Source organism: Burkholderia sp. Bp8984 (assembly GCF_003853755.1).
Taxonomy (GTDB): Bacteria; Pseudomonadota; Gammaproteobacteria; order Burkholderiales; family Burkholderiaceae; genus Burkholderia.
In genome coordinates this window covers 85,446-105,139 of the sequence record NZ_QTQN01000008.1, presented here as the reverse complement: position 1 = coordinate 105,139, position 19,694 = coordinate 85,446, and the positions used below count along the sequence as shown (strand labels likewise).

19 protein-coding genes are annotated in these 19,694 nt (G+C 68.9%); 13 read left to right on the top strand and 6 right to left on the bottom strand.

Going from position 1 to position 19,694, the window contains the following annotated elements:
- Positions 1-59: 59 nt before the first annotated feature.
- Both DID98_RS11025 and DID98_RS11020 read right to left on the bottom strand, forming a co-directional pair.
- Positions 60-254 (bottom strand): zinc-finger domain-containing protein, encoded by a 195-nt coding sequence (locus tag DID98_RS11025; protein ID WP_006749970.1) that lies wholly within the window; start codon positions 252-254, stop codon positions 60-62.
- A gap of 50 nt (positions 255-304) precedes the next feature.
- The gene (locus tag DID98_RS11020) at positions 305-1,228 is read right to left on the bottom strand and encodes a branched-chain amino acid transaminase (RefSeq protein ID WP_047898927.1); all 924 of its coding nucleotides are present in this window, start codon (positions 1,226-1,228) and stop codon (positions 305-307) included.
- Between the two features lie 207 nt (positions 1,229-1,435).
- Between DID98_RS11020 and DID98_RS11015 the strand changes: the two genes are divergently transcribed.
- From DID98_RS11015 to DID98_RS11005, 3 genes are all read left to right on the top strand, one after another.
- Positions 1,436-2,191 carry an AzlC family ABC transporter permease gene (locus DID98_RS11015; RefSeq protein WP_124486923.1) on the top strand — a complete coding sequence of 252 codons (756 nt, stop codon included), beginning with the start codon at positions 1,436-1,438 and terminating at the stop codon, positions 2,189-2,191.
- Positions 2,188-2,511: an AzlD domain-containing protein gene (locus tag DID98_RS11010; protein WP_124486924.1), complete on the top strand. Its 324-nt coding sequence runs from the start codon at positions 2,188-2,190 to the stop codon at positions 2,509-2,511. The genes DID98_RS11015 and DID98_RS11010 overlap by 4 nt, the downstream gene beginning before the upstream one ends.
- A 279-nt stretch (positions 2,512-2,790) precedes the next feature.
- The gene (locus DID98_RS11005) at positions 2,791-3,987 is read left to right on the top strand and encodes a phosphoglycerate kinase (RefSeq protein ID WP_124521091.1); all 1,197 of its coding nucleotides are present in this window, start codon (positions 2,791-2,793) and stop codon (positions 3,985-3,987) included.
- Between the two features lie 157 nt (positions 3,988-4,144).
- Here the strand turns inward: DID98_RS11005 and DID98_RS36215 are convergent, their stop codons facing one another.
- Positions 4,145-4,273 carry a hypothetical protein gene (locus DID98_RS36215; RefSeq protein WP_257773798.1) on the bottom strand — a complete coding sequence of 43 codons (129 nt, stop codon included), beginning with the start codon at positions 4,271-4,273 and terminating at the stop codon, positions 4,145-4,147.
- On the opposite strand from DID98_RS36215, the gene pyk reads away from it, so the two are divergent.
- From pyk to DID98_RS10975, 6 genes are all read left to right on the top strand, one after another.
- The gene (gene pyk, locus DID98_RS11000; protein ID WP_044844504.1) at positions 4,272-5,708 is read left to right on the top strand and encodes a pyruvate kinase; all 1,437 of its coding nucleotides are present in this window, start codon (positions 4,272-4,274) and stop codon (positions 5,706-5,708) included. The two genes, DID98_RS36215 and pyk, sit on opposite strands and share 2 nt — an antisense overlap.
- 312 nt (positions 5,709-6,020) lie before the next feature.
- Positions 6,021-7,085, top strand: a complete 1,065-nt coding sequence (fba, locus tag DID98_RS10995; RefSeq protein ID WP_044844503.1) for a class II fructose-bisphosphate aldolase — start codon at positions 6,021-6,023, stop codon at positions 7,083-7,085.
- A gap of 231 nt (positions 7,086-7,316) precedes the next feature.
- Positions 7,317-8,207: a phosphoribosylaminoimidazolesuccinocarboxamide synthase gene (locus DID98_RS10990; RefSeq protein ID WP_124521093.1), complete on the top strand. Its 891-nt coding sequence runs from the start codon at positions 7,317-7,319 to the stop codon at positions 8,205-8,207.
- A gap of 17 nt (positions 8,208-8,224) precedes the next feature.
- On the top strand, positions 8,225-8,746 hold the full coding sequence (gene purE, locus DID98_RS10985; RefSeq protein WP_044844501.1) for a 5-(carboxyamino)imidazole ribonucleotide mutase: 522 nt from the start codon (positions 8,225-8,227) through the stop codon (positions 8,744-8,746).
- A gap of 88 nt (positions 8,747-8,834) precedes the next feature.
- Positions 8,835-10,028, top strand: a complete 1,194-nt coding sequence (locus DID98_RS10980) for a 5-(carboxyamino)imidazole ribonucleotide synthase (RefSeq protein ID WP_044844500.1) — start codon at positions 8,835-8,837, stop codon at positions 10,026-10,028.
- Positions 10,029-10,039: 11 nt separating this feature from the next.
- A complete protein-coding gene (locus DID98_RS10975) occupies positions 10,040-11,068 on the top strand; it encodes an L-threonylcarbamoyladenylate synthase (protein WP_044844499.1) in 1,029 nt (342 codons plus the stop codon).
- Positions 11,069-11,159: 91 nt separating this feature from the next.
- Here DID98_RS10975 and DID98_RS10970 read toward each other — a convergent pair whose 3' ends face one another.
- From DID98_RS10970 to dacB, 3 genes are all read right to left on the bottom strand, one after another.
- Complete coding sequence (locus tag DID98_RS10970) at positions 11,160-12,305, bottom strand: SGNH/GDSL hydrolase family protein (RefSeq protein ID WP_124570688.1); 1,146 nt, start codon at positions 12,303-12,305, stop codon at positions 11,160-11,162.
- Positions 12,306-12,400: 95 nt separating this feature from the next.
- Positions 12,401-13,315, bottom strand: coding sequence for a sterol desaturase family protein (locus DID98_RS10965; protein ID WP_124570687.1), 915 nt, complete (start codon positions 13,313-13,315; stop codon positions 12,401-12,403).
- A gap of 439 nt (positions 13,316-13,754) precedes the next feature.
- Positions 13,755-15,290: a D-alanyl-D-alanine carboxypeptidase/D-alanyl-D-alanine-endopeptidase gene (gene dacB / locus DID98_RS10960; RefSeq protein ID WP_124486928.1), complete on the bottom strand. Its 1,536-nt coding sequence runs from the start codon at positions 15,288-15,290 to the stop codon at positions 13,755-13,757.
- A gap of 183 nt (positions 15,291-15,473) precedes the next feature.
- Between dacB and DID98_RS10955 the strand changes: the two genes are divergently transcribed.
- The 4 genes from DID98_RS10955 to DID98_RS10940 all read left to right on the top strand — a co-directional run bounded on the left by DID98_RS10955 (position 15,474) and on the right by DID98_RS10940 (position 19,622).
- Complete coding sequence (locus DID98_RS10955) at positions 15,474-16,136, top strand: response regulator (RefSeq protein WP_044844495.1); 663 nt, start codon at positions 15,474-15,476, stop codon at positions 16,134-16,136.
- A 3-nt stretch (positions 16,137-16,139) separates the two neighbouring features.
- Positions 16,140-17,486: an ATP-binding protein gene (locus DID98_RS10950; RefSeq protein WP_124570686.1), complete on the top strand. Its 1,347-nt coding sequence runs from the start codon at positions 16,140-16,142 to the stop codon at positions 17,484-17,486.
- Positions 17,487-17,606: 120 nt separating this feature from the next.
- Positions 17,607-19,091 carry a DegQ family serine endoprotease gene (locus DID98_RS10945; protein ID WP_044844493.1) on the top strand — a complete coding sequence of 495 codons (1,485 nt, stop codon included), beginning with the start codon at positions 17,607-17,609 and terminating at the stop codon, positions 19,089-19,091.
- Positions 19,092-19,184: 93 nt separating this feature from the next.
- Complete coding sequence (locus DID98_RS10940) at positions 19,185-19,622, top strand: carboxypeptidase-like regulatory domain-containing protein (protein WP_124570685.1); 438 nt, start codon at positions 19,185-19,187, stop codon at positions 19,620-19,622.
- The last annotated feature ends 72 nt before the right edge of the window (positions 19,623-19,694 follow it).

The following is a 19,694-nucleotide window of genomic DNA, read 5'->3' as shown; positions in this document are numbered from 1 at the left end:
CGGGATTCCGGCTGCGCCGCCTTGCGTGCGGCGGGCCCGCGGGCCCGGCCGGCCGGGGCTCAGTGGCCCTTGACCACCTCGCCGTCGCGCAGCTTGTAGCGCGTGCCGCAGTACGGGCAGCGCGCCTCGCCGTGCGAGACGTCGATGAACACGCGCGGGTGCGCGCTCCAGCGCGCCATGGCCGGGTTCGGGCAGTAGGCGGGGAGATCCTTGGCCGTCAGCTCGACCAGCGGCATTTCCTTGATTTCGCTCATGAGACTTTCTCTTATCACTCTTTTGTGGGGCGGTCGGTGGCGCAGCGCACTCAGACCTTCGTCAGCCAGTGCGCGTACTTCGCGTTCTTGCCCGACACGATATCGAAAAACGCCGACTGGAGCTTTTCCGTGACCGGGCCGCGCGCGCCGCTGCCGATCGTGCGGTTGTCGAGTTCGCGGATCGGCGTGACTTCGGCGGCCGTGCCCGTGAAGAACGCCTCGTCGGCCGTGTAGACCTCGTCGCGCGTGATGCGCTTCTCGATCACCTCGATGCCGGCGTCCTTCGCGAGCGTGATGACCGTGTCGCGCGTGATGCCGTCGAGGCACGACGACAGGTCGGGCGTGTAAAGCTTGCCGTTGTTCACCAGGAAGAAGTTCTCGCCGGAGCCTTCCGACACGTAGCCGTCGACGTCGAGCAGCAGCGCTTCGTCGTAGCCGTCGGCGGTCGCTTCCTGGTTCGCGAGGATCGAGTTCACGTACCAGCCCGACGCCTTCGCGCGCACCATCGACACGTTCACGTGGTGGCGCGTGAACGACGACGTCTTCACGCGGATGCCCTTCGCGAGGCCTTCCTCGCCGAGGTACGCGCCCCACGGCCATGCCGCGATCGCGACGTGGATCGTGTTGCCCTTCGCCGACACGCCGAGCTTTTCCGAGCCGACCCAGATGATCGGGCGCAGGTAGCACGACTCGAGCTTGTTCTCGCGCACGACTTCGAGCTGCGCGGCTTCGAGCGTTTCCCGGTCGAACGGCACGTCCATCTGGAAAATCTTCGCCGAATTCAGCAGACGTTTGGTGTGCTCGCGCAGACGGAAGATCGCGGTGCTGCCGTCGGCCGTCTTGTACGCACGCACGCCCTCGAAGACGCCCATGCCGTAGTGCAGCGTATGGGTCAGGACGTGGATCTTGGCGTCGCGCCAGTCGATCAGCTTGCCGTCCATCCAGATCTTGCCGTCGCGGTCGGCCATTGACATAGGATTCTCCTGGAAGCGGTGAGGTGCTGCGGGTTGTGTGCAGCGTTGAGCCGGAAAGACGCATATTTTAGCGTCATTTGGCGTCGAGCCGGTCGGTCGGCCGAGGGCCGGGGCTATAATCGTCCGGCACCGATTCCAATGACGACGGGCCGTGCCGGCGGGAGACGCCGGAGCCCGGACGAACCGCCCGCTGCGGCCCGCTTTCCCATGCTCGCTCGATTGTCCGCCACCGACCGCTTCGCGCTGATCCAGGGCGCGCGCGACTATTCCCCGACCCTGATGGCGATCCTGTCCTGGGGGCTCGTCACCGGCGTCGCGATGAGCAAGTCGGTGATGACGCTCGGGCAGGCGAGCGCGATGTCGATCTTCGTCTACGCGGGCTCGTCGCAGCTCGCGGTGCTGCCGCTCCTCGTCGCGAAGCTGCCGATCTGGACGATCCTGCTCACGGCCACGATGGTCAACCTGCGCTTCGTGATCTTCAGCGCCGGGCTTGCTCCCCATTTTTCCTACCTGCCGCTGTGGCGGCGCCTCGCGATCGGCTATTTCAACGGCGACGTGATCTACCTGCTGTTCCAGAAACAGGGTTTCGCGAACGGCCACGTGCCGGGCAAGGAGGCGTATTTCTGGGGGATGGCGCTCGCGAGCTGGGCGTCGTGGCAGGCGTCGTCGCTCGCCGGCATCCTGCTCGCGAGCTTCGTTCCCGCGAGCTGGGGGCTGGAGCTGGCCGGCACGCTCGCGCTGATCCCGATCATGGTGTCGGCGGTCGCGAACCGCTCGACGCTCGCGGCCGTCGCGGTCGCGGGCATCGTGTCGCTCGTCGCGTTCGACCTGCCGTACCGGCTCGCGCTGCCGATCGCGGTGCTGGCCGCGCTCGCGGCCGGCAGCATGGCCGATTTCTTCGTCGAACGGGCCGACTGGCGGCGCATCCGTACCGAAACCGTGCACGAGAAGGAGATCGAATGAGCGCGACCGAGATCTGGATCGTCATCGTCGGGATGACGGTCGTCACGGCCGTCACGCGCGCGCTGTTCCTGCTCGGCGGCGAACGCACCGTGCTGCCCGAGCGCGCCCAGCGCGCGCTGCGCTACGCGCCGGCCGCCGCGCTCGTCGCGGTCGTGCTGCCCGACGTGCTCGAAACGCCCGCCGGGCTGTCGTTCGCGCTGTCCAACCATCCGTTCTACGCGGCGCTCGCCGGCCTCGGCTGGTTCTTGTGGCGGCGCAGCATGCTCGGTACGATCGTCATCGGGATGCTCGTCTTCACCGTGCTGCGCTTAATCTTCTGATGAATCGCCGCGCCGGCCGGCCGGGTGCCGGCCGCTGGCGCACGCGCATTGCTGCATTGCGGCAATGTGTCGATGGTCGCGCGCAATCCCAAATAGGCGGAATTCGCCGCCCGCGGGTCAGTCTGCCGGGTGGATCGGCTAGAATGCCCGTTCGAGATTTTTTACCCGTGCGCGTCATGCGAACCGCCAGCCACGGCCGCATCCGGCGCCCTTTCGCGGCAGCCCGCGCACGTCCAGCGTGAACCCCCTTTCCCCATCCACTACTTCAATCTGTTCAACATGAGCCAAGTCAAGCGTCTTACCGACCTGATCGCCGCCGGCCAGCTCGCCGGCAAGCGGGTGTTCATCCGCGCCGACCTGAACGTCCCGCAGGACGATCAAGGCAACATCACCGAAGACACGCGCGTGCGCGCGTCCGTGCCGGCCATCCAGGCCGCGCTCGACGCCGGCGCGGCCGTGATGGTCACGTCGCACCTCGGTCGTCCGACCGAAGGCGAATTCAAGCCGGAAGACTCGCTCGCGCCGGTCGCGAAGCGACTCGCCGAACTGCTCGGCCGCGACGTGCCGCTCGTCTCGAACTGGGTCGAGAACGGCGTGAACGTCGCGCCGGGCCAGGTCGTGCTGCTCGAGAACTGCCGCGTGAACAAGGGCGAGAAGAAGAATTCGGACGAGCTCGCCCAGAAGATGGCGAAGCTCTGCGACGTGTACGTGAACGACGCGTTCGGCACCGCGCACCGCGCGGAAGCGACCACCCACGGGATCGCGAAGTACGCGCCCGTCGCATGCGCGGGCCCGCTGCTGGCCGCCGAACTCGACGCGCTCGGCAAGGCGCTCGGCAATCCGGCGCGTCCGCTGGTCGCGATCGTCGCCGGTTCCAAGGTGTCGACCAAGCTGACCATCCTGAAGTCGCTGGCCGGCAAGGTCGACCAGCTGATCGTCGGCGGCGGCATCGCGAACACGTTCATGCTCGCGGCCGGCCTGTCGATCGGCAAGTCGCTCGCGGAAGCCGATCTCGTCGCCGAGGCGAAGGCGATCATCGACGAGGCGCGCGAGCGCGGCGCGTCGGTGCCGATCCCGAGCGACGTCGTCACCGCCAAGGAATTCTCGCCGACGGCAGCAGCCACGGTGAAGCAGGTCGCCGACATCGAAGCGGACGACATGATCCTCGACATCGGCCCGGATACGGCCCGCGCGCTCGCCAGCCAGCTCGAGAAGGCCGGCACGATCGTGTGGAACGGCCCGGTCGGCGTGTTCGAGTTCGACCAGTTCGGCAACGGCACCAAGACGCTCGCCGAAGCGATCGCCAAATCGTCCGCGTTCTCGATCGCGGGCGGCGGCGACACGCTCGCGGCCATCGCGAAGTACGGCATCCACGACCAGGTCAGCTACATCTCGACGGGCGGCGGCGCCTTCCTCGAGTTCCTCGAGGGGAAGAAGCTGCCGGCGGTGGAAGTGCTCGAAACGCGGGCGGCCTGAGCGTGGTGGCGCGCGCAGGGGTGACGAAGGCCGCGCGCTCCGCGAAAGCGGAGCAGCCGGCCGGCGCGGGCAAGCGCAAACGCGCGCCCGCGCGGGCGAACTCCACCCCGCGCGCACCGGCGGCCGCCGGCGACGCGGCCATGCAGCACCACGAGATTCAGAACAAAGCGATGCCGGGCGCAAGCACCGGCACGCCCCCCGGAACGGCCGCCGCTGGGCTCGCCGATTCCGGCTCTCGCAGCGTTTCACCCAGCGCATCCACCTTGATCCAGATGAGGAGTTTCATGCAGCGCGCCACCAAGATAGTCGCCACGATCGGCCCGGCTTCCAGTTCGCCGGAGATTCTGCTGCAGATGATGCAGGCGGGCCTCGACGTCGTGCGGCTCAATTTTTCGCACGGCACGGCCGACGATCACCGCCAGCGCGCCGAGATGGTGCGCGAGGCCGCCCGCAGGGTCGGCCGCGAGATCGCGATCATGGCCGACCTCCAGGGACCGAAGATCCGCGTCGGCAAGTTCGAGAACGGCAAGACGACGCTCGTGCCGGGCCAGGCCTTCATCCTCGACGCGGGCTGCGAGCTCGGCAACGACGAGCGGGTCGGCCTCGACTACAAGGAGCTGCCGCGCGACCTGAAGCCGGGCGACCTGCTGCTGCTGAACGACGGCCTGATCGTGCTGACCGTCGAGCGCGTGCTCGGCGACGAGATTCACACGATCGTCAAGGTGGGCGGCGAGCTGTCGAACAACAAGGGGATCAACCGCCAGGGCGGCGGCCTGTCGGCGCCCGCGCTGACCGCGAAGGACATGGAAGACATCCGCACGGCGATGTCGCTCGGCGCGGATCTCGTCGCGGTGTCGTTCCCGAAGAACGCGACCGACATGGAAATGGCGCGCCAGCTCGCGAACATCGCGGGCGCGCCGTACGGCATCAAGCCGAAGATGATCGCGAAGATCGAGCGCGCGGAGGCGATTCCGGCGCTGCAGAGCATCCTCGACGCGTCCGACGGCATCATGGTCGCGCGCGGCGACCTCGCGGTGGAAGTCGGCAACGCGGCCGTGCCGGCGCTGCAGAAGCGCATGATCCGGATGGCGCGCGAGTCGAACAAGCTCGTGATCACCGCGACGCAGATGATGGAATCGATGATCCACGCGCCCGTGCCGACCCGCGCGGAAGTGTCGGACGTCGCGAACGCGGTGCTCGACGGCACCGACGCGGTGATGCTGTCCGCCGAGACGGCCGCCGGCAAGTACCCGGTCGTCACGATCGAGACGATGGCGGCCGTGTGCGTCGAGGCGGAAAAGTCGGAACACGTCGAACTCGACAAGGATTTCCTCGACCGCACGTTCACGCGGATCGACCAGTCGATCGCGATGGGCGCGTTGTTTACCGCCTATCACCTGGGTGCGAAGGCGATCGTCGCGCTGACCGAATCGGGCGCGACCGCGCTGTGGATGTCGCGTCACTACACGCACGTGCCGATCTTCGCGCTGACGCCGCGCGTCGGCAGCGAGCGCACGATGGCGCTGTACCGCAACGTGACGCCGCTGCACGTCGACTTCAACAGCGACCGCGACTCGGCGCTGCAGGCGGCGCTCGAGATCGTCGTCAAGCAGGGCTACGTGCAGCACGGTGACATGGTCGTGCTGACCGTCGGCGAGCCGATGGGGCAGGCGGGCGGCACCAACACGCTGAAGATCGTGCGGGTCGGCGAACATTATTGAACGCCGGCGTGCACCGGGCCGGTCCGTCGACCGGTCCGACGGCCGCCCGAACTGATCGGGCACCGTTTATTCGACGAAAGCCGCGTGGGGTTCGATGCCCCGCGCGGCTTTTTTTCTGTTTTTTGGCCGCATTGTGCCGTGCGAAGGTAACAAAATGCGAGTACGCGCCACCGGGCGGTCGGAATCGGAGGCGCTTCGCGATAAAATGCGGCTATTCGACGCTCAGCCGCGCCGTGCCGCCCCGGATTCGACGGGGAGCGAGCGCCGCGCCGGCGTCAGGGCGCACCGGTTTTCATTCCAAGGAGTTCCACAATGCCTCTCGTATCAATGCGTCAATTGCTGGACCACGCGGCAGAGCACGGTTACGGCCTGCCGGCCTTCAACGTGAACAACCTGGAGCAGGTCCAGGCGATCATGGCGGCAGCGGACCAGGTCGGCGCGCCCGTGATCATGCAGGCATCGGCCGGTGCGCGTAAGTACGCGGGCGAGCCGTTCCTGCGCCACCTGATCGAAGCGGCGGTCGAGTCGTATCCGCACATCCCGGTCGTGATGCACCAGGATCACGGCCAGTCGCCGGCGGTCTGTACGGCCGCGATCCGCAGCGGTTTCACCAGCGTGATGATGGACGGTTCGCTCGAAGCCGACGGCAAGACGGTCGCCTCGTACGAATACAACGTCGACGTGTCGCGCAAGGTTGTCGAGATGGCGCACTCGATCGGCGTGACGGTCGAAGCCGAACTCGGCGTGCTCGGCTCGCTCGAGACGATGAAGGGCGACAAGGAAGACGGCCACGGCGCGGAAGGCACGATGACCCGCGAGCAGCTGCTGACCGATCCGGAGCAGGCCGCCGACTTCGTGAAGCTCACGCAGTGCGACGCGCTCGCGATTGCGATCGGTACCTCGCACGGCGCGTACAAGTTCTCGAAGAAGCCGACGGGCGACATCCTGTCGATCCAGCGCATCAAGGAAATCCACGCACGCATCCCGAACACGCACCTCGTGATGCACGGTTCGTCGTCGGTGCCGCAGGAACTGCTGGCCGAGATCCGCGAATTCGGCGGCGACATGAAGGAAACCTACGGCGTGCCGGTCGAGGAAATCCAGGAAGGCATCAAGCACGGCGTGCGCAAGATCAACATCGACACCGACCTGCGTCTCGCGATCACCGGCGCGATCCGCCGCTACCTGTTCGAGAACCCGGGCAAGTTCGATCCGCGCGACTACCTGAAGCCCGCGCGCGAAGCGGCGAAGCAGGTCTGCGTCGACCGCTACCTCGCGTTCGGCTGCGAAGGCCAAGCCGCGAAGATCAAGCCGGTGTCGCTCGACAAGATCGCCGAACAGTACAAGTCCGGCGCGCTCGCGCAGGTCGTGCGCTGAGACTGTAGTACGATTGCCCCGCCCGGTTTCGCGCCGGGCCGGGGCTGACTGCCTTGGGGCCGGATCGGATCCGGCTCCGGCAGCCGTTCCGTCCGGCCGAACAAGGGCCGGCCGGCAACCGACGGGCGTGATCTCCCGGCGGTTCGCCGACGCATTGCAAGACCGCCGTTCCCGCCTGCCGCGGGGAACGGCGTTTCCCTTTTTGTTTGGCTCCTTATCTGCGAAAAGACGATGTCTACCCTTTACGAATCCACGCTCCGCTCGCTGCCGCTCCTCGGTCGCGGCAAGGTCCGCGACAACTACGCGGTCGGCAACGACAAGCTCCTGATCGTCACGACCGATCGCCTGTCGGCATTCGACGTGATCATGGGCGAGCCGATTCCGAACAAGGGCCGCGTGCTGAACCAGATGGCGAACTTCTGGTTCGACAAGCTCGCGCACATCGTGCCGAACCACCTGACGGGCGACACGCCGGAAGCGGTCGTCGCGGCCGACGAGGTCGAGCAGGTCAAGGGCCGCGCCGTGGTCGTCAAGCGCCTCGAGCCGATCATGATCGAGGCGGTCGTGCGCGGCTACCTGGCCGGCAGCGGCTGGAAGGAATACCAGGCGTCGGGCGCCGTGTGCGGCGTCAAGCTGCCGGAAGGCCTGCAGAACGCGCAGAAGCTGCCCGAGCCGATCTTCACGCCGGCCGCGAAGGCCGAGCTCGGCGAGCACGACGAGAACATCACGTTCGAGGAAACCGAGCGCCGCATCGGCACCGAGCTGGCCGCGACGATCCGCGACATCTCGATCCGCCTGTACAAGGAAGCAGCCGACTACGCGGCGACGCGCGGCATCATCATCGCCGACACGAAGTTCGAATTCGGCCTCGACAACCACGGCAAGCTGTACCTGATGGACGAAGTGCTGACGGCCGATTCGTCGCGCTTCTGGCCGGCCGACCAGTACCAGGTCGGCACCAACCCGCCGTCGTTCGACAAGCAGTTCGTGCGCGACTGGCTCGAGGCGCAGCCGTGGGGCAAGACCGCGCCGGCACCGGCACTGCCGGCCGACGTCGTCGAGAAGACGGCCGCGAAGTACCAGGAAGCGCTCGAGCGCATCACCGGCCAGCCGCTCGCCTGAACGAAGGAACGCACGAAATGAGTGAAGTCCAGACTGCCCACACGCACAGCGCGCCGCTCGTCGGCGTGCTGATGGGTTCGAGTTCCGACTGGGACGTGATGAAGAACGCGGTCGCGATCCTGCAGGAATTCGGCGTGCCGTACGAAGCGAAGGTCGTGTCCGCGCACCGGATGCCCGACGAGATGTTCGACTACGCGGAGAAGGCGCGCGAGCGCGGGCTGCGCGCGATCATCGCGGGCGCCGGCGGTGCCGCGCACCTGCCCGGCATGCTGGCCGCGAAAACCACGGTGCCGGTGCTCGGCGTGCCGGTCGCGAGCAAGTACCTGAAGGGCGTCGATTCGCTGCACTCGATCGTGCAGATGCCGAAGGGCGTGCCGGTCGCGACGTTCGCGATCGGCGAGGCCGGCGCCGCGAATGCCGCGCTGTTCGCGGTGTCGATCCTGTCCGGCAACTCGGTCGACTACGCGAACCGGCTCGCTGCGTTCCGCGTGCGCCAGAACGAAGCCGCGCACGCGATGGTGCTGCCGCCGCTCGCGTGACGGCGCACCGGCGGCCGCACTGCGATGCCAGCGGCCGCCTGATCCTCCCCACTGCGGCGGGCGTTGCCCGCTGCGACCGACCACTGACATGACCGCAACTCCTGATTCCGTTTCCCCGATCCTGCCCGGCGCGTGGCTGGGCATGGTCGGCGGCGGCCAGCTCGGCCGCATGTTCTGCTTTGCCGCCCAGTCGATGGGCTATCGCGTCGCCGTACTCGATCCCGATCCGACGAGCCCCGCCGGCGCGGTCGCCGACCGTCACCTGCGCGCGGCCTACGACGACGAAGCCGCGCTCGCCGAACTCGCCGAACTGTGCGATGCCGTGTCGACGGAATTCGAGAACGTGCCGGCCGCGAGCCTCGATTTCCTCGCGCGCACGACGTTCGTCGCGCCGGCCGGCCGCTGCGTCGCGGTCGCACAGGACCGGATCGCGGAGAAGCGTTTCATCGAGGCGTCGGGCGTGCCGGTCGCACCGCACGTCGTGATCGAATCGGCGGCGGCACTCGCCGCGCTCGACGATGCCGCGCTCGACGCGGTGCTGCCGGGCATCCTGAAGACGGCGCGCCTCGGCTACGACGGCAAGGGCCAGGTGCGCGTGAGCACCGCGCGGGAAGCGCGCGACGCGCATGCGTCGCTCGGCGGCGTGCCGTGCGTGCTCGAGAAGCGCCTGCCGCTGAAATACGAAGTGTCCGCGCTGATCGCGCGCGGCGCGGACGGCCGCTCGGCCGCGTTCCCGCTCGCGCAGAACGTGCATCACAACGGCATCCTCGCGCTGACGGTCGTGCCGGCGCCGGCCGCCGATGCCGCGCGCGTCGAGGAGGCGCAGCAGGCAGCCGTGCGGATCGCCGATACGCTCGGCTACGTCGGCGTGCTGTGCGTCGAATTCTTCGTGCTGGAAGACGGCTCGTTCGTCGCGAACGAAATGGCGCCGCGCCCGCACAACTCCGGCCACTACACGGTCGATGCGTGCGCAACGAGCCAGTTCGAGCAGCAGGTGCGCGCGATGACGCGCATGCCGCTCGGCAACCCGCGCCAGCACTCGCCGGCCGCGATGCTGAACATCCTCGGCGACGTGTGGTTCCCGAACGGTGCGGCCGAGGCCGTCACGCCGCCGTGGGACACGGTCGCCGCGATGCCGGCCGCGCACCTGCACCTGTACGGCAAGGAAGAAGCGCGCGTCGGCCGCAAGATGGGTCACGTGAACTTCACGGCCGAGACGCGCGACGACGCGGTTGCCGCGGCCACCGCGTGCGCGCAGCTGCTGCGCGTGCCGCTCGACTGAGGCACCGGCCGATGTCCATCGATCTCCCGAACACCGTGACGCCCGCGCAGATCGACGCGGCTGCCGCGCTGCTCGACGCGGGGCAACTCGTCGCATTCCCGACCGAAACCGTGTACGGGCTCGGCGGCGACGCGGCGAATCCCGAGGCCGTCGCGCGCATCTATGCGGCGAAAGGGCGGCCGGCGAACCATCCGGTGATCGTGCATCTGCCGCCCGGCGGCGACCCGGGCTACTGGGCCGACGACCTGCCGGCCGATGCACAGGCGCTGATCGATGCATTCTGGCCGGGCCCGCTGACGCTGATCCTGAAGCGTCATGCGCGCATTCCGGATGCCGTGAGCGGCGGCCAGGATTCGGTCGGCCTGCGCTGTCCGTCGCATCCGGTCGCGCAGGCGCTGCTGGCCGCATTCAGCGCGCGGCGCGGCGGCCACGGCGGCGTCGCCGCGCCGTCCGCGAACCGCTTCGGCCACGTGAGCCCGACCACCGCTCAGCATGTGCGCGAAGAATTCGGCGACACCGTGCACGTGCTCGACGGCGGTCCGTCGGAAGTCGGCATCGAATCGACGATCCTCGACCTGTCGCGCGGCTTTCCGGCGCTGCTGCGCCCGGGCCACGTGACGCCGCAGCAGATCGCCGACGTGCTCGGCCGCGCGCCGCGCCTGCCCGACGGCAGCGATGCGACCGCGCCGCGTGCGTCCGGCACGCTGAAGGCGCATTACGCGCCGCGCACGCCGCTCGCGCTGCTGCCGTTCGACGCGCTCGAGCCGCTGCTCGCGGCCGCGCAGACCGACGGCGAACGCGTCGCGCTCGTCGCGCGCGCGTCGCGCGCGGGACGCTGGGCGCAGGCCGACGGCGTGCATTTCGTCGCGGCGCCGGAAGATCCGCAGGCATATGCGCGCGATCTGTACGGGATGCTGCGCGCGCTCGATCGTGCGCAGGTCGCCCGCATTCTCGTCGAGAAGCTGCCCGAGACCGTCGAGTGGATCGCGGTCAACGATCGTCTCGGTCGTGCGGCCGCGGCGTTCGAAGCGCGCGACTGACGCGGCTTTCCGACGCCGTCCGCTCCGGAATGAAATAACGCCCGACCGGCGAACCGGTCGGGCGTTTTTGTTTGCGCGTGTGGCGGGCGGCTTATTTGCCGACGCCCGAAGCCGCGATCTGCTTCTCCACGAACTGTGCGAACAGCGCGTGCAGGCGCGTCGTCGGGTGGACCGTGTCGGCGAACATGTAGGTCTGGTCCGCGTTCGGGACCGTGTAGGTCTGCGGCGAGCAGAACAGCGACGAGCCGAATGCGGTCGCGTTCGCGACGCCGTACTGCGTCGCGGCCGCGACCATCGCCTTCAGGTTGCACGCGGTGTCGGTGTTCGACACGCTGAAGCCGTTCGCCTGGTAGTTGGCCGCGATGCCGTCCTGCCACGTAAACGTGTCGAGCAACGCGACCTTCGTCGTGTCGACCTTCAGCGCAGCCAGCGTGCCGGCGAGCGTCTGGTTGAACAGCCCCGACAGTTGCGTGAACGCGGCCTGCGTCTGCGCGCCGCCCTGCAGCGCGAGCGGCGTGCCGCCGATGTCCGGCACGTTCGACACGTACACGTGCGCCGCGCCCGCCGCGACGATCTGCTGGACGATCCCGCCGAGCTGCTGCGCGGCCAGGCCGATCGCCTGCGCCGCCGCGAGTTGCGCGGCCGGCGTGTTGCCTTGCGCCTGCGCGACCTGCGCCTGGTAGAAGATGTCGTTCGCGCCGCCGTTGACCAGCACGATCTGGCCGGCGTTGAAGCTGCCGTGCTGCGTCAGGTACTGCTTGACCTGATCGGCGATCGGCGTCGTGGTCGCCTGCGCGTAGTCGGCGTTCGGCACGCTCGCGTCCGCGTGGCCGATGCCCGGCTGCAGCGTCACGCGCGAGCCGCCCTGTGCATAGCCGAGGCCGCCCGTCGCCTGCAGCGGAATGCCGAAGCCGCCCTGGTTCGCGGGCTGCAGCGTGTCGCCGTAGTACTGCGCGACATCCTGGGTCCACACCTGGCCGGGGTTGGTCGTGAAGCGGCCGCCGCCGAAGCCGAGCTTGATCTGCGAGTAGGTGCCGGCGTCCGACAGGCTGTCGCCGAACGACACGATCTGCATCTTCACGCCGGACGGCGGCGTGTTCGACGCGCTGCTGCTGTTGTTGTCGTCACCGCCGCCGCACGCGGCGAGCAAGGCGAGCGCGGCGCCCGCGATCGCGACTTGCGCGGTGCGCAGCAGGCGTTGGCGGCTGCGTGACTGGAATTGTCGTTGTGACTGCATCGTTCGATCTCCTCGTAGATATGGCCTGATGTATTGTGCATCTGCCGCGCGTCTCCTCCGGTACTGGCTGCGCGGCGGCCGTTGGCTGAAGCGGTTTATTGGTCGCGCACGGCCGCGAGCGGCGTGGTGCGCGGATCGTGGTTTGCGGCCTCGGCGATCTGCGCATGATAAGCGCTCGCCCATTCGGGCGGGCCGAAAATTGCGCGCAGCTTGTTGCGCCATCCACGGACGCGCAACGCGTCGGCCGCCATCGACACCCACTCGTGAAACGTCGCGACGAGCGGGTTGTTCGAGCCGAGCGGCTCGACGATTCCGAATTGCGGCGGATCGTCGGGCGACTCCTCGACGTAGCTGCCGAACAGGCGATCCCAGATCACGAGCACACCTGCGTAATTGCGGTCGATGTAGCGCGGGTTGCGTGCATGGTGCGCGCGATGGATCGACGGCGTGTTGAGCACGTATTCGAGCCAGCCGAGCTTGCCGATCGCCTGCGTATGCACGAAGAACTGGAACGCGAGGTTGATCAGCACGACGCCGACGATCTGCTGAGGCGGAAAGCCGAGGAACGCGAGCGGCAGCCAGAACGCCCACATGCCCGCGACGGGATACATCAGGCTCTGCCGGAACGCGGTCGAGAAATTCATCCGCTCGGACGAGTGGTGCACGACGTGCGCGGCCCACAGCCAGCGCACGCGATGGCTCGCGCGATGGAACCCGTAGTAGAGGAGATCCTGGCCGACGAACAGCACGGCGAACGACAGCCAGCCGTCGTGCCACGTGAACAGCCGGAAATGTGCGTAGCAGTACGCATAAACGGGGATCACGAACAGCCACGCGAGCTTGTCGGCGGCCTGGTGCATCAGCGCGAGCGCCGCATTGCACAGCGTGTCGCGCCACGCATAGAGATGATCCTGCGCGCGCGTGCGGGCGAGGTGCCAGGCCTCCCACGCGATGCAGAGCAGGAAGACGGGCGCCAGCGCGAGCAGAAGCAATTCGACGTCGAATCGCATGGACGTGTCTCCTCCTTTCCCCTGCAAGCCGTGAGGCCGGGCGTATGGCCCGTTGTAGATATCGGTCAGGCCAACAGCCTACGCAATCGGCACGCGCTAGGCGAGGGGGCAGCGTAGAGGGTTCCCTCTGAGCGGCCCAAACCGGTCGCTTCGCGCCAGGCCGCCGAGGGGGCGTCGTGCGGGGCGGAAAACCTGGGGGCGGCCCGGCGTTTTCTTGAGGACAGGGTTTCTACGGAAGCCATGCGGAACGGGGCCACGCGGTGCGGCCCCGTTTCATGGGCACGGCTGGCGGGCGCTGCGCGGCGCGCCGGCGGCCGGGACCGTTTCAAACCGCGCGGCGAGAACGCCCGGGGTGCGGGGCGCCCCGACATGTGGCGCCGCCCGCGATCGACGCAAGCCGGCAGCGGCATGCGTGCGTCGCTTCGCGGCGCGTGCGTCGTCAGTGCGCGCCCGCGTAGATCCATTCGAGCAGCGTGTCGTGCGCGGCACGCGCGCCTTCGGCGCGATCGTCGTTGATGAAGCTGACGACGATGTAGCTCTGCCCGTCGGCGCCCGCGACGTAGCCCGCGATCGCGCGCACGTCGCGCAGCGTGCCGGTCTTGATGTGCGCGTTGCCGAGCACGCCGGCGTTGGTGAGACGGTTCTTCATCGTGCCGTCGATGCCGGCGATCGGCAGCGAATCGATGAACGCCTGCGCGACGGGGCTCGCGTTCGCGGCCTGCAGCAGAGCGGCGAGCGACTGCGCGCTCACGTGTTCTTCGCGCGACAGGCCCGAGCCGTTCTCGAGGTCGAGATCGGGCATCGCGATCCCGCTCTTCTGCAGGAACGCGCGAATCGCGCGGCTCGACTGCTCGGGTGTCGCGGGCGGCTTGCCGGCGACCGCGCCGATCGTCAGGAACAGGTTGCGCGCCATCACGTTGTTGCTGAACTTGTTGATGTCGTAGACGATGCTGCCGAGCACGGGGCTGTGATGGACCGCGAGCGGCCGTGCGGTGGTCGGCACCTTGCCTTCGCTGACGGGGCCCGCGATCGTGCCGCCGTCCTGCTGCCACAGCGCGAGGAAGCCGCGTGCGAAGAACGTCGTGTGATCGAGGATCGCGAGGTTCGTGGTGTGCGCGCCGCAGCGCAGCGGATAGTCGCCGGCGAACGAGGCGGTCATGATGCCGCCGCCGCCCGCCGACAATGTCGGACGCGCGGCCGCGGCCGCCGCGCCGCACGACCCGGTGCCTTCGACCAGCTGGTTGTCGATCGACAGGTTCGCGAGCGGCGGCAGCACGTCGACGGCGATCTTGCCGTCGTCGCCCGGCGTCACCGTGAACGACACGGCCTTGAACGCATACAGCAGCGGATCGGGGCCGACGTTGTACGGCGCGCTCACGTCGTCGTCGAACGACGGCAGGTCGCGTGTCGACGCGGCGAAATAGCTCTTGTCGAGCACGAGGCCGCCGGCCACGCGCTTGATGCCCGCCTTGCGGATCTTGTCGACGAGGTCGATCAGTTCCTCCGGTACGAGCTTCGGATCGCCGGTGCCCTTGATGTAGAGGTTGCCCTGCAGCGTGCCGTCCGGATCGACCGGGCCGTCCGCATACGCGGTGGTGCGCCAGCGGAAGTCGGGGCCGAGGATCGACAGCCCCGAGAAGGTCGTGACGAGCTTCATCGTCGACGCCGGCATCATCGGCCGGCTCGCGTTCCACGCGATCAGCGGCTCGGGATCGCCGACGCGCTCGACGACGACGCTCATCGCCGAGGCAGGCACCTTCGCGCGCTGCAGTGCGACGAGCACGGACGCCGGCAGGCCGGCCGCCCGCGCGGCGGGCGACACCACGGCGGTCTTGCGCGCTTCCTTGTGGGACTTCTTGCGGGCCTGCGCGGACGGTGCGAACGCAAGGGCCGTGCAGGTGGCGACGACGGCGGCCGCCCGCAGGAAGGGGCGGGCGCGGGGGGCGAACCGGGCGGAAAAATCGGAAATCGGCATGGGCGAATACGGGAAAAGCATCGGGCTCGGGCAGGGCGCGCGCGGCGCCGGAGCGCACATTGTAGAGACAAGTGCGCACACGCCCCTTGCAATCCGCCTTTCTGTTGCATTGCAGGCGGCGCACCCGATTCGCGGCGCTACAATGGTCGCCATGTCTTACTCGTCAGATGGGTTCCGGTTCCGATGCGGATTCTGCTTGTTGAAGACGATCGAATGATCGCCGAGGGCGTACGCAAGGCGTTGCGCGCCGACGGCTTCGCGGTCGACTGGGTGCAGGACGGCGACGCCGCGCTCACGGCGCTCGGCGGCGAGACGTACGACCTGCTGCTGCTCGACCTCGGCCTGCCGAAGCGCGACGGCATCGACGTGCTGCGCACGCTGCGCGCGCGCGGGCAGTCGCTGCCGGTGCTGATCGTCACCGCGCGCGATGCGGTGGCCGATCGCGTGAAGGGGCTCGACGCGGGCGCCGACGACTACCTCGTCAAGCCGTTCGACCTCGACGAACTGGGCGCGCGGATGCGCGCGCTGATCCGCCGCCAGGCGGGGCGCAGCGAGTCGCTGATCCGCCACGGCGCGCTGACGCTCGACCCCGCGTCGCACCAGGTGACGCTCGACGGCGCGCCCGTCGCGCTGTCCGCGCGCGAGTTCGCGCTGCTCGAGGCGCTGCTCGCGCGGCCCGGCGCGGTGCTGTCGAAAAGCCAGCTCGAGGAAAAGATGTACGGCTGGGGCGAGGAGATCGGCAGCAACACGGTCGAGGTCTACATCCACGCGCTGCGCAAGAAGCTCGGCTCGGACCTGATCCGCAACGTGCGCGGGCTCGGCTACATGGTCGTCAAGGAAAGCTGACGCGTGCGGTCGATTCGTCATCAACTACTGATCTGGCTGCTCGCGATCGTCGTCGCGGGCGTGGGCGCCGCGGGCTGGCTGATCTACCGGCAGGCGCTCGCCGAAGCGAACGAGCTGTTCGACTACCAGCTGCAGGAAATCGCCGCGGCGCTGCCGTCCGAGCCGTTTTCGCAGGTGTTCGGTTCGCGCACCAACGGCGACGAAGGCATCGTGATCCAGATCTGGAACCGCAACGGCGTGCTGATGTACTTCTCGCATCCGCGCGCGCCGATCGCGCCGCGCGCGGAACTCGGCTTCTCGACCGAGCGCACCGATCGCGGCGAATGGCGCGTGTACGGCGCGATCGTCGGCGACAACGTCGTGCAGCTCGCGCAGCCGCTGTCGGTGCGCAACCGGCTCGCGGCGAACGTCGCGCTGCGCACGCTGTGGCCGCTGATCGTGCTGCTGCCGTTTCTCGGCGCGGCGGTCTGGATGATCGTCGGACAAGGGCTCGCGCCGCTCGAGCGCCTCACGCGCGCGGTCGAGGCGCGCCGGCCGGAAGCGCTCGATCCGTTGCCCGATGCGCGCCTGCCGCTCGAGGTGCAGCCGCTTGTGCGCGCGCTGAACGGGCTGCTCGCGCGGCTCGCGGCCGCGCTCGACACGCAGAAGGCCTTCGTCGCCGATGCCGCGCACGAGCTGCGCACGCCGCTCGCGGCCGTGCAGATCCAGGCGCAGCTCGTCGCGCGCGCGAAGGACGACACGTCGCGCCGCGAGGCGCTCGCCGATCTGCAGGACGGCGTCACGCGCGCGACGCGCCTCGCCGAGCAACTGCTCGCGCTGGCACGCGCCGAACCGGACGGCGCGACGATGCGCGAGCCGGTCGACCTGCAGGCGCTGCTGGTCGAATGCGTGGCCGCGCATGCACCGCTCGCGCAACGGCACAGCATCGATCTCGGCTTCGAGGAGACGCGCGCGGCGACCGTCGTCGCGGACGTCGGCGCGCTGCGCGTGATGTTCGGCAACCTGCTCGACAACGCGGTGAAATACACGCCGGACGGCGGCCGCATCGACGTGTCGCTGACGCGCGACGCGGCCGGCCGCGCGTGCGTGCAGATCGGCGACAGCGGCCCCGGCATCCCGGCCGAAGAGCGCGAGCGCGTGTTCGACCGCTTCTACCGCGACAGCTCCGCGCGGGCGCGGGCCGACGTGTCGGGCAGCGGGCTGGGGCTCGCGATCGTCAAGCGCGTGGCGGCTCAGCAGGGCGCGACCGTGACGCTCGGCGACGCGGCCGCGGGCGGCCTGCTCGTGAGCGTCGTGTTCCGCGATGCCGAGCTGCCGCAGCCGGCGCCGCAGGCGTCCGAATCCGTATGACGAACGGCACACCGCGCGGGCGCCGCGCGGTAGCGGCGGCCTAAGCCCCGCTTAAGGTCGATTAAGCCTCCTTTAAGTCAGCGTCGTTACGCTGCGTCCTAACAACGAGGAGGTCCTACGATGAATACCCGATTCCTTGCGCGCGGCGCCGTCGCGGTCGCCGTGGCGGCCGCCCTGTCCGCCGGTTATGTCGCGGGCACCCGCCGCGCCGATCCGCAGATCATCACGCCCGCGCAGGCCGCCGCGCTGATGCCGGCCGAGGCCGCGGCGAAGACCGGCATTCCCGATTTCTCCGGGCTGGTCGAAACCTACGGCCCGGCGGTCGTGAACATCAGCGCGAAGCACGTCGTGAAGCAGGTGTCGCGGCGCGTGCCGCAGCCGCAGCTGCCGATGGATCCGAGCGATCCGTTCTACCAGTTCTTCAAGCACTTCTACGGCCAGGTGCCGGGCATGGGCGGCGACACGCAGCCGGACGACCAGCCGAGCGCGAGCCTCGGGTCGGGATTCATCGTCAGCTCGGACGGGTACATCCTCACCAATGCGCACGTGATCGACGGCGCGAACGTCGTCACGGTCAAGCTGACCGACAAGCGCGAGTACAAGGCGAAGGTCGTCGGCGCCGACAAGCAGTCCGACGTGGCGGTGCTGAAGATCGACGCGAGCGGCCTGCCGACCGTGAAGATCGGTGACCCGGCACAGAGCAAGGTCGGCCAGTGGGTCGTCGCGATCGGTTCGCCGTACGGCTTCGACAACACGGTCACGTCCGGCATCATCAGCGCGAAATCGCGCGCGCTGCCCGACGAGAACTACACGCCGTTCATCCAGACCGACGTGCCGGTGAACCCCGGCAACTCGGGCGGCCCGCTGTTCAACCTGCAGGGCGAGGTGATCGGCATCAACTCGATGATCTACTCGCAGACGGGCGGCTTCCAGGGCCTGTCGTTCGCGATCCCGATCAACGAGGCGATCAAGGTCAAGGACGAGCTCGTGAAGACCGGCCACGTGAGCCGCGGTCGCCTCGGCGTCGCCGTGCAGGGGCTGAACCAGACGCTCGCGAGCTCGTTCGGACTGCAGAAGCCGGACGGCGCGCTCGTCAGCTCGGTCGACCCGAATGGCCCGGCCGCGAAGGCCGGCCTGCAGCCGGGCGACGTGATCCTCGCGGTCAACGGCTCGCCGGTGGCCGATTCCACGTCGCTGCCCGCGCAGATCGCGAACCTGAAGCCGGGCTCGAAGGCCGACCTGCAGGTGTGGCGCGACAAGTCGACGAAGTCGATCAGCGTGACGCTCGGCGCGATGACCGACGCGAAGCTGGCATCGAACGACGGCGGCCCCGTCGAGCAGGGGCGCCTCGGCGTCGCGGTGCGCCCGCTCACGCCGCAGGAGCGCAGTGCCGCCAACCTGTCGCACGGGCTGATCGTGCAGCAGGCCGGCGGGCCGGCAGCCAGCGCGGGCATCCAGCCCGGCGACGTGATCCTCGCGGTCAACGGCCGCCCGGTCACGAGCCCCGAGCAGTTGCGCGACGCGGTCAAGGGAGCAGGCAACAGTCTTGCTCTCCTGATCCAGCGGGATAATGCACAGATCTTCGTGCCGGTCGACCTGAGCTGACCGGCGGCCGTTGCGGGCCGGCCTGGCCGGCCCCGACGGGCGTCGCCGGCGTTCGGCCCGTGGTGCTGTGTTCCGACCCGAAAGGAGGGAGCCATGCAATATCTACGCAACGTGTCCCGATTTGCCGTCGCGGCGGCGCTGGCCGCCGGCTTCGCCGCCGCCGCGCCCGGCGCGTACGCGCAATCGGACGGCTTGCCCGCGGCGAGCCAGCAGGGCGATGTCAGCTACGTGTCGGGCGGCATCGGCAAGGATCAATCGACGGCATTCGAGAGCAACGAGGCGGCGTGGCCGCTGGCGCTGCGGTTCACCGGCAAGGGCGGCGAATACCTGGCCGACGTCCATGTGCGGATCGTCGACGGCAAGGGCACCGAGCTGCTGGCGACGGACGCGCGCGGGCCGTACATGCTCGTGAAGCTGCCGCCGGGGCGCTACACCGTGCACGCGTCGTACCAGGGCAGCGACGAATCGCGCGCGGTCACGGTCGGCGCGAAGGGCGGCGCGAAGGTCGCGTTCCAGTGGAGTGCGCAGTAGCGCGTCGCGCGCAGGCCCGGCCGGGCCGCGCAATCGGGCCCAGTTTCGCCCATAATGAAGGCCACGGCACTT

Excerpts from the sequence above, each read along its gene's own strand:
- DID98_RS36215 (WP_257773798.1), bottom strand. The coding sequence starts at position 4,273 with ATGAAACTCCTCATCTGGATCAAGGTGGATGCGCTGGGTGAAACGCTG.
- dacB (WP_124486928.1), bottom strand. The coding sequence starts at position 15,290 with ATGCCGATTTCCGATTTTTCCGCCCGGTTCGCCCCCCGCGCCCGCCCC.
- pyk (WP_044844504.1), top strand. The coding sequence starts at position 4,272 with ATGCAGCGCGCCACCAAGATAGTCGCCACGATCGGCCCGGCTTCCAGT.
- DID98_RS10940 (WP_124570685.1), top strand. The coding sequence starts at position 19,185 with ATGCAATATCTACGCAACGTGTCCCGATTTGCCGTCGCGGCGGCGCTG.
- DID98_RS10955 (WP_044844495.1), top strand. The coding sequence starts at position 15,474 with ATGCGGATTCTGCTTGTTGAAGACGATCGAATGATCGCCGAGGGCGTA.
- DID98_RS10945 (WP_044844493.1), top strand. The coding sequence starts at position 17,607 with ATGAATACCCGATTCCTTGCGCGCGGCGCCGTCGCGGTCGCCGTGGCG.
- DID98_RS11010 (WP_124486924.1), top strand. The coding sequence starts at position 2,188 with ATGAGCGCGACCGAGATCTGGATCGTCATCGTCGGGATGACGGTCGTC.
- DID98_RS10965 (WP_124570687.1), bottom strand. The coding sequence starts at position 13,315 with ATGCGATTCGACGTCGAATTGCTTCTGCTCGCGCTGGCGCCCGTCTTC.
- fba (WP_044844503.1), top strand. The coding sequence starts at position 6,021 with ATGCCTCTCGTATCAATGCGTCAATTGCTGGACCACGCGGCAGAGCAC.
- DID98_RS10980 (WP_044844500.1), top strand. The coding sequence starts at position 8,835 with ATGACCGCAACTCCTGATTCCGTTTCCCCGATCCTGCCCGGCGCGTGG.
- DID98_RS11005 (WP_124521091.1), top strand. The coding sequence starts at position 2,791 with ATGAGCCAAGTCAAGCGTCTTACCGACCTGATCGCCGCCGGCCAGCTC.
- DID98_RS10990 (WP_124521093.1), top strand. The coding sequence starts at position 7,317 with ATGTCTACCCTTTACGAATCCACGCTCCGCTCGCTGCCGCTCCTCGGT.
- DID98_RS11020 (WP_047898927.1), bottom strand. The coding sequence starts at position 1,228 with ATGTCAATGGCCGACCGCGACGGCAAGATCTGGATGGACGGCAAGCTG.
- DID98_RS10970 (WP_124570688.1), bottom strand. The coding sequence starts at position 12,305 with ATGCAGTCACAACGACAATTCCAGTCACGCAGCCGCCAACGCCTGCTG.
- DID98_RS11015 (WP_124486923.1), top strand. The coding sequence starts at position 1,436 with ATGCTCGCTCGATTGTCCGCCACCGACCGCTTCGCGCTGATCCAGGGC.
- DID98_RS11025 (WP_006749970.1), bottom strand. The coding sequence starts at position 254 with ATGAGCGAAATCAAGGAAATGCCGCTGGTCGAGCTGACGGCCAAGGAT.
- DID98_RS10975 (WP_044844499.1), top strand. The coding sequence starts at position 10,040 with ATGTCCATCGATCTCCCGAACACCGTGACGCCCGCGCAGATCGACGCG.
- purE (WP_044844501.1), top strand. The coding sequence starts at position 8,225 with ATGAGTGAAGTCCAGACTGCCCACACGCACAGCGCGCCGCTCGTCGGC.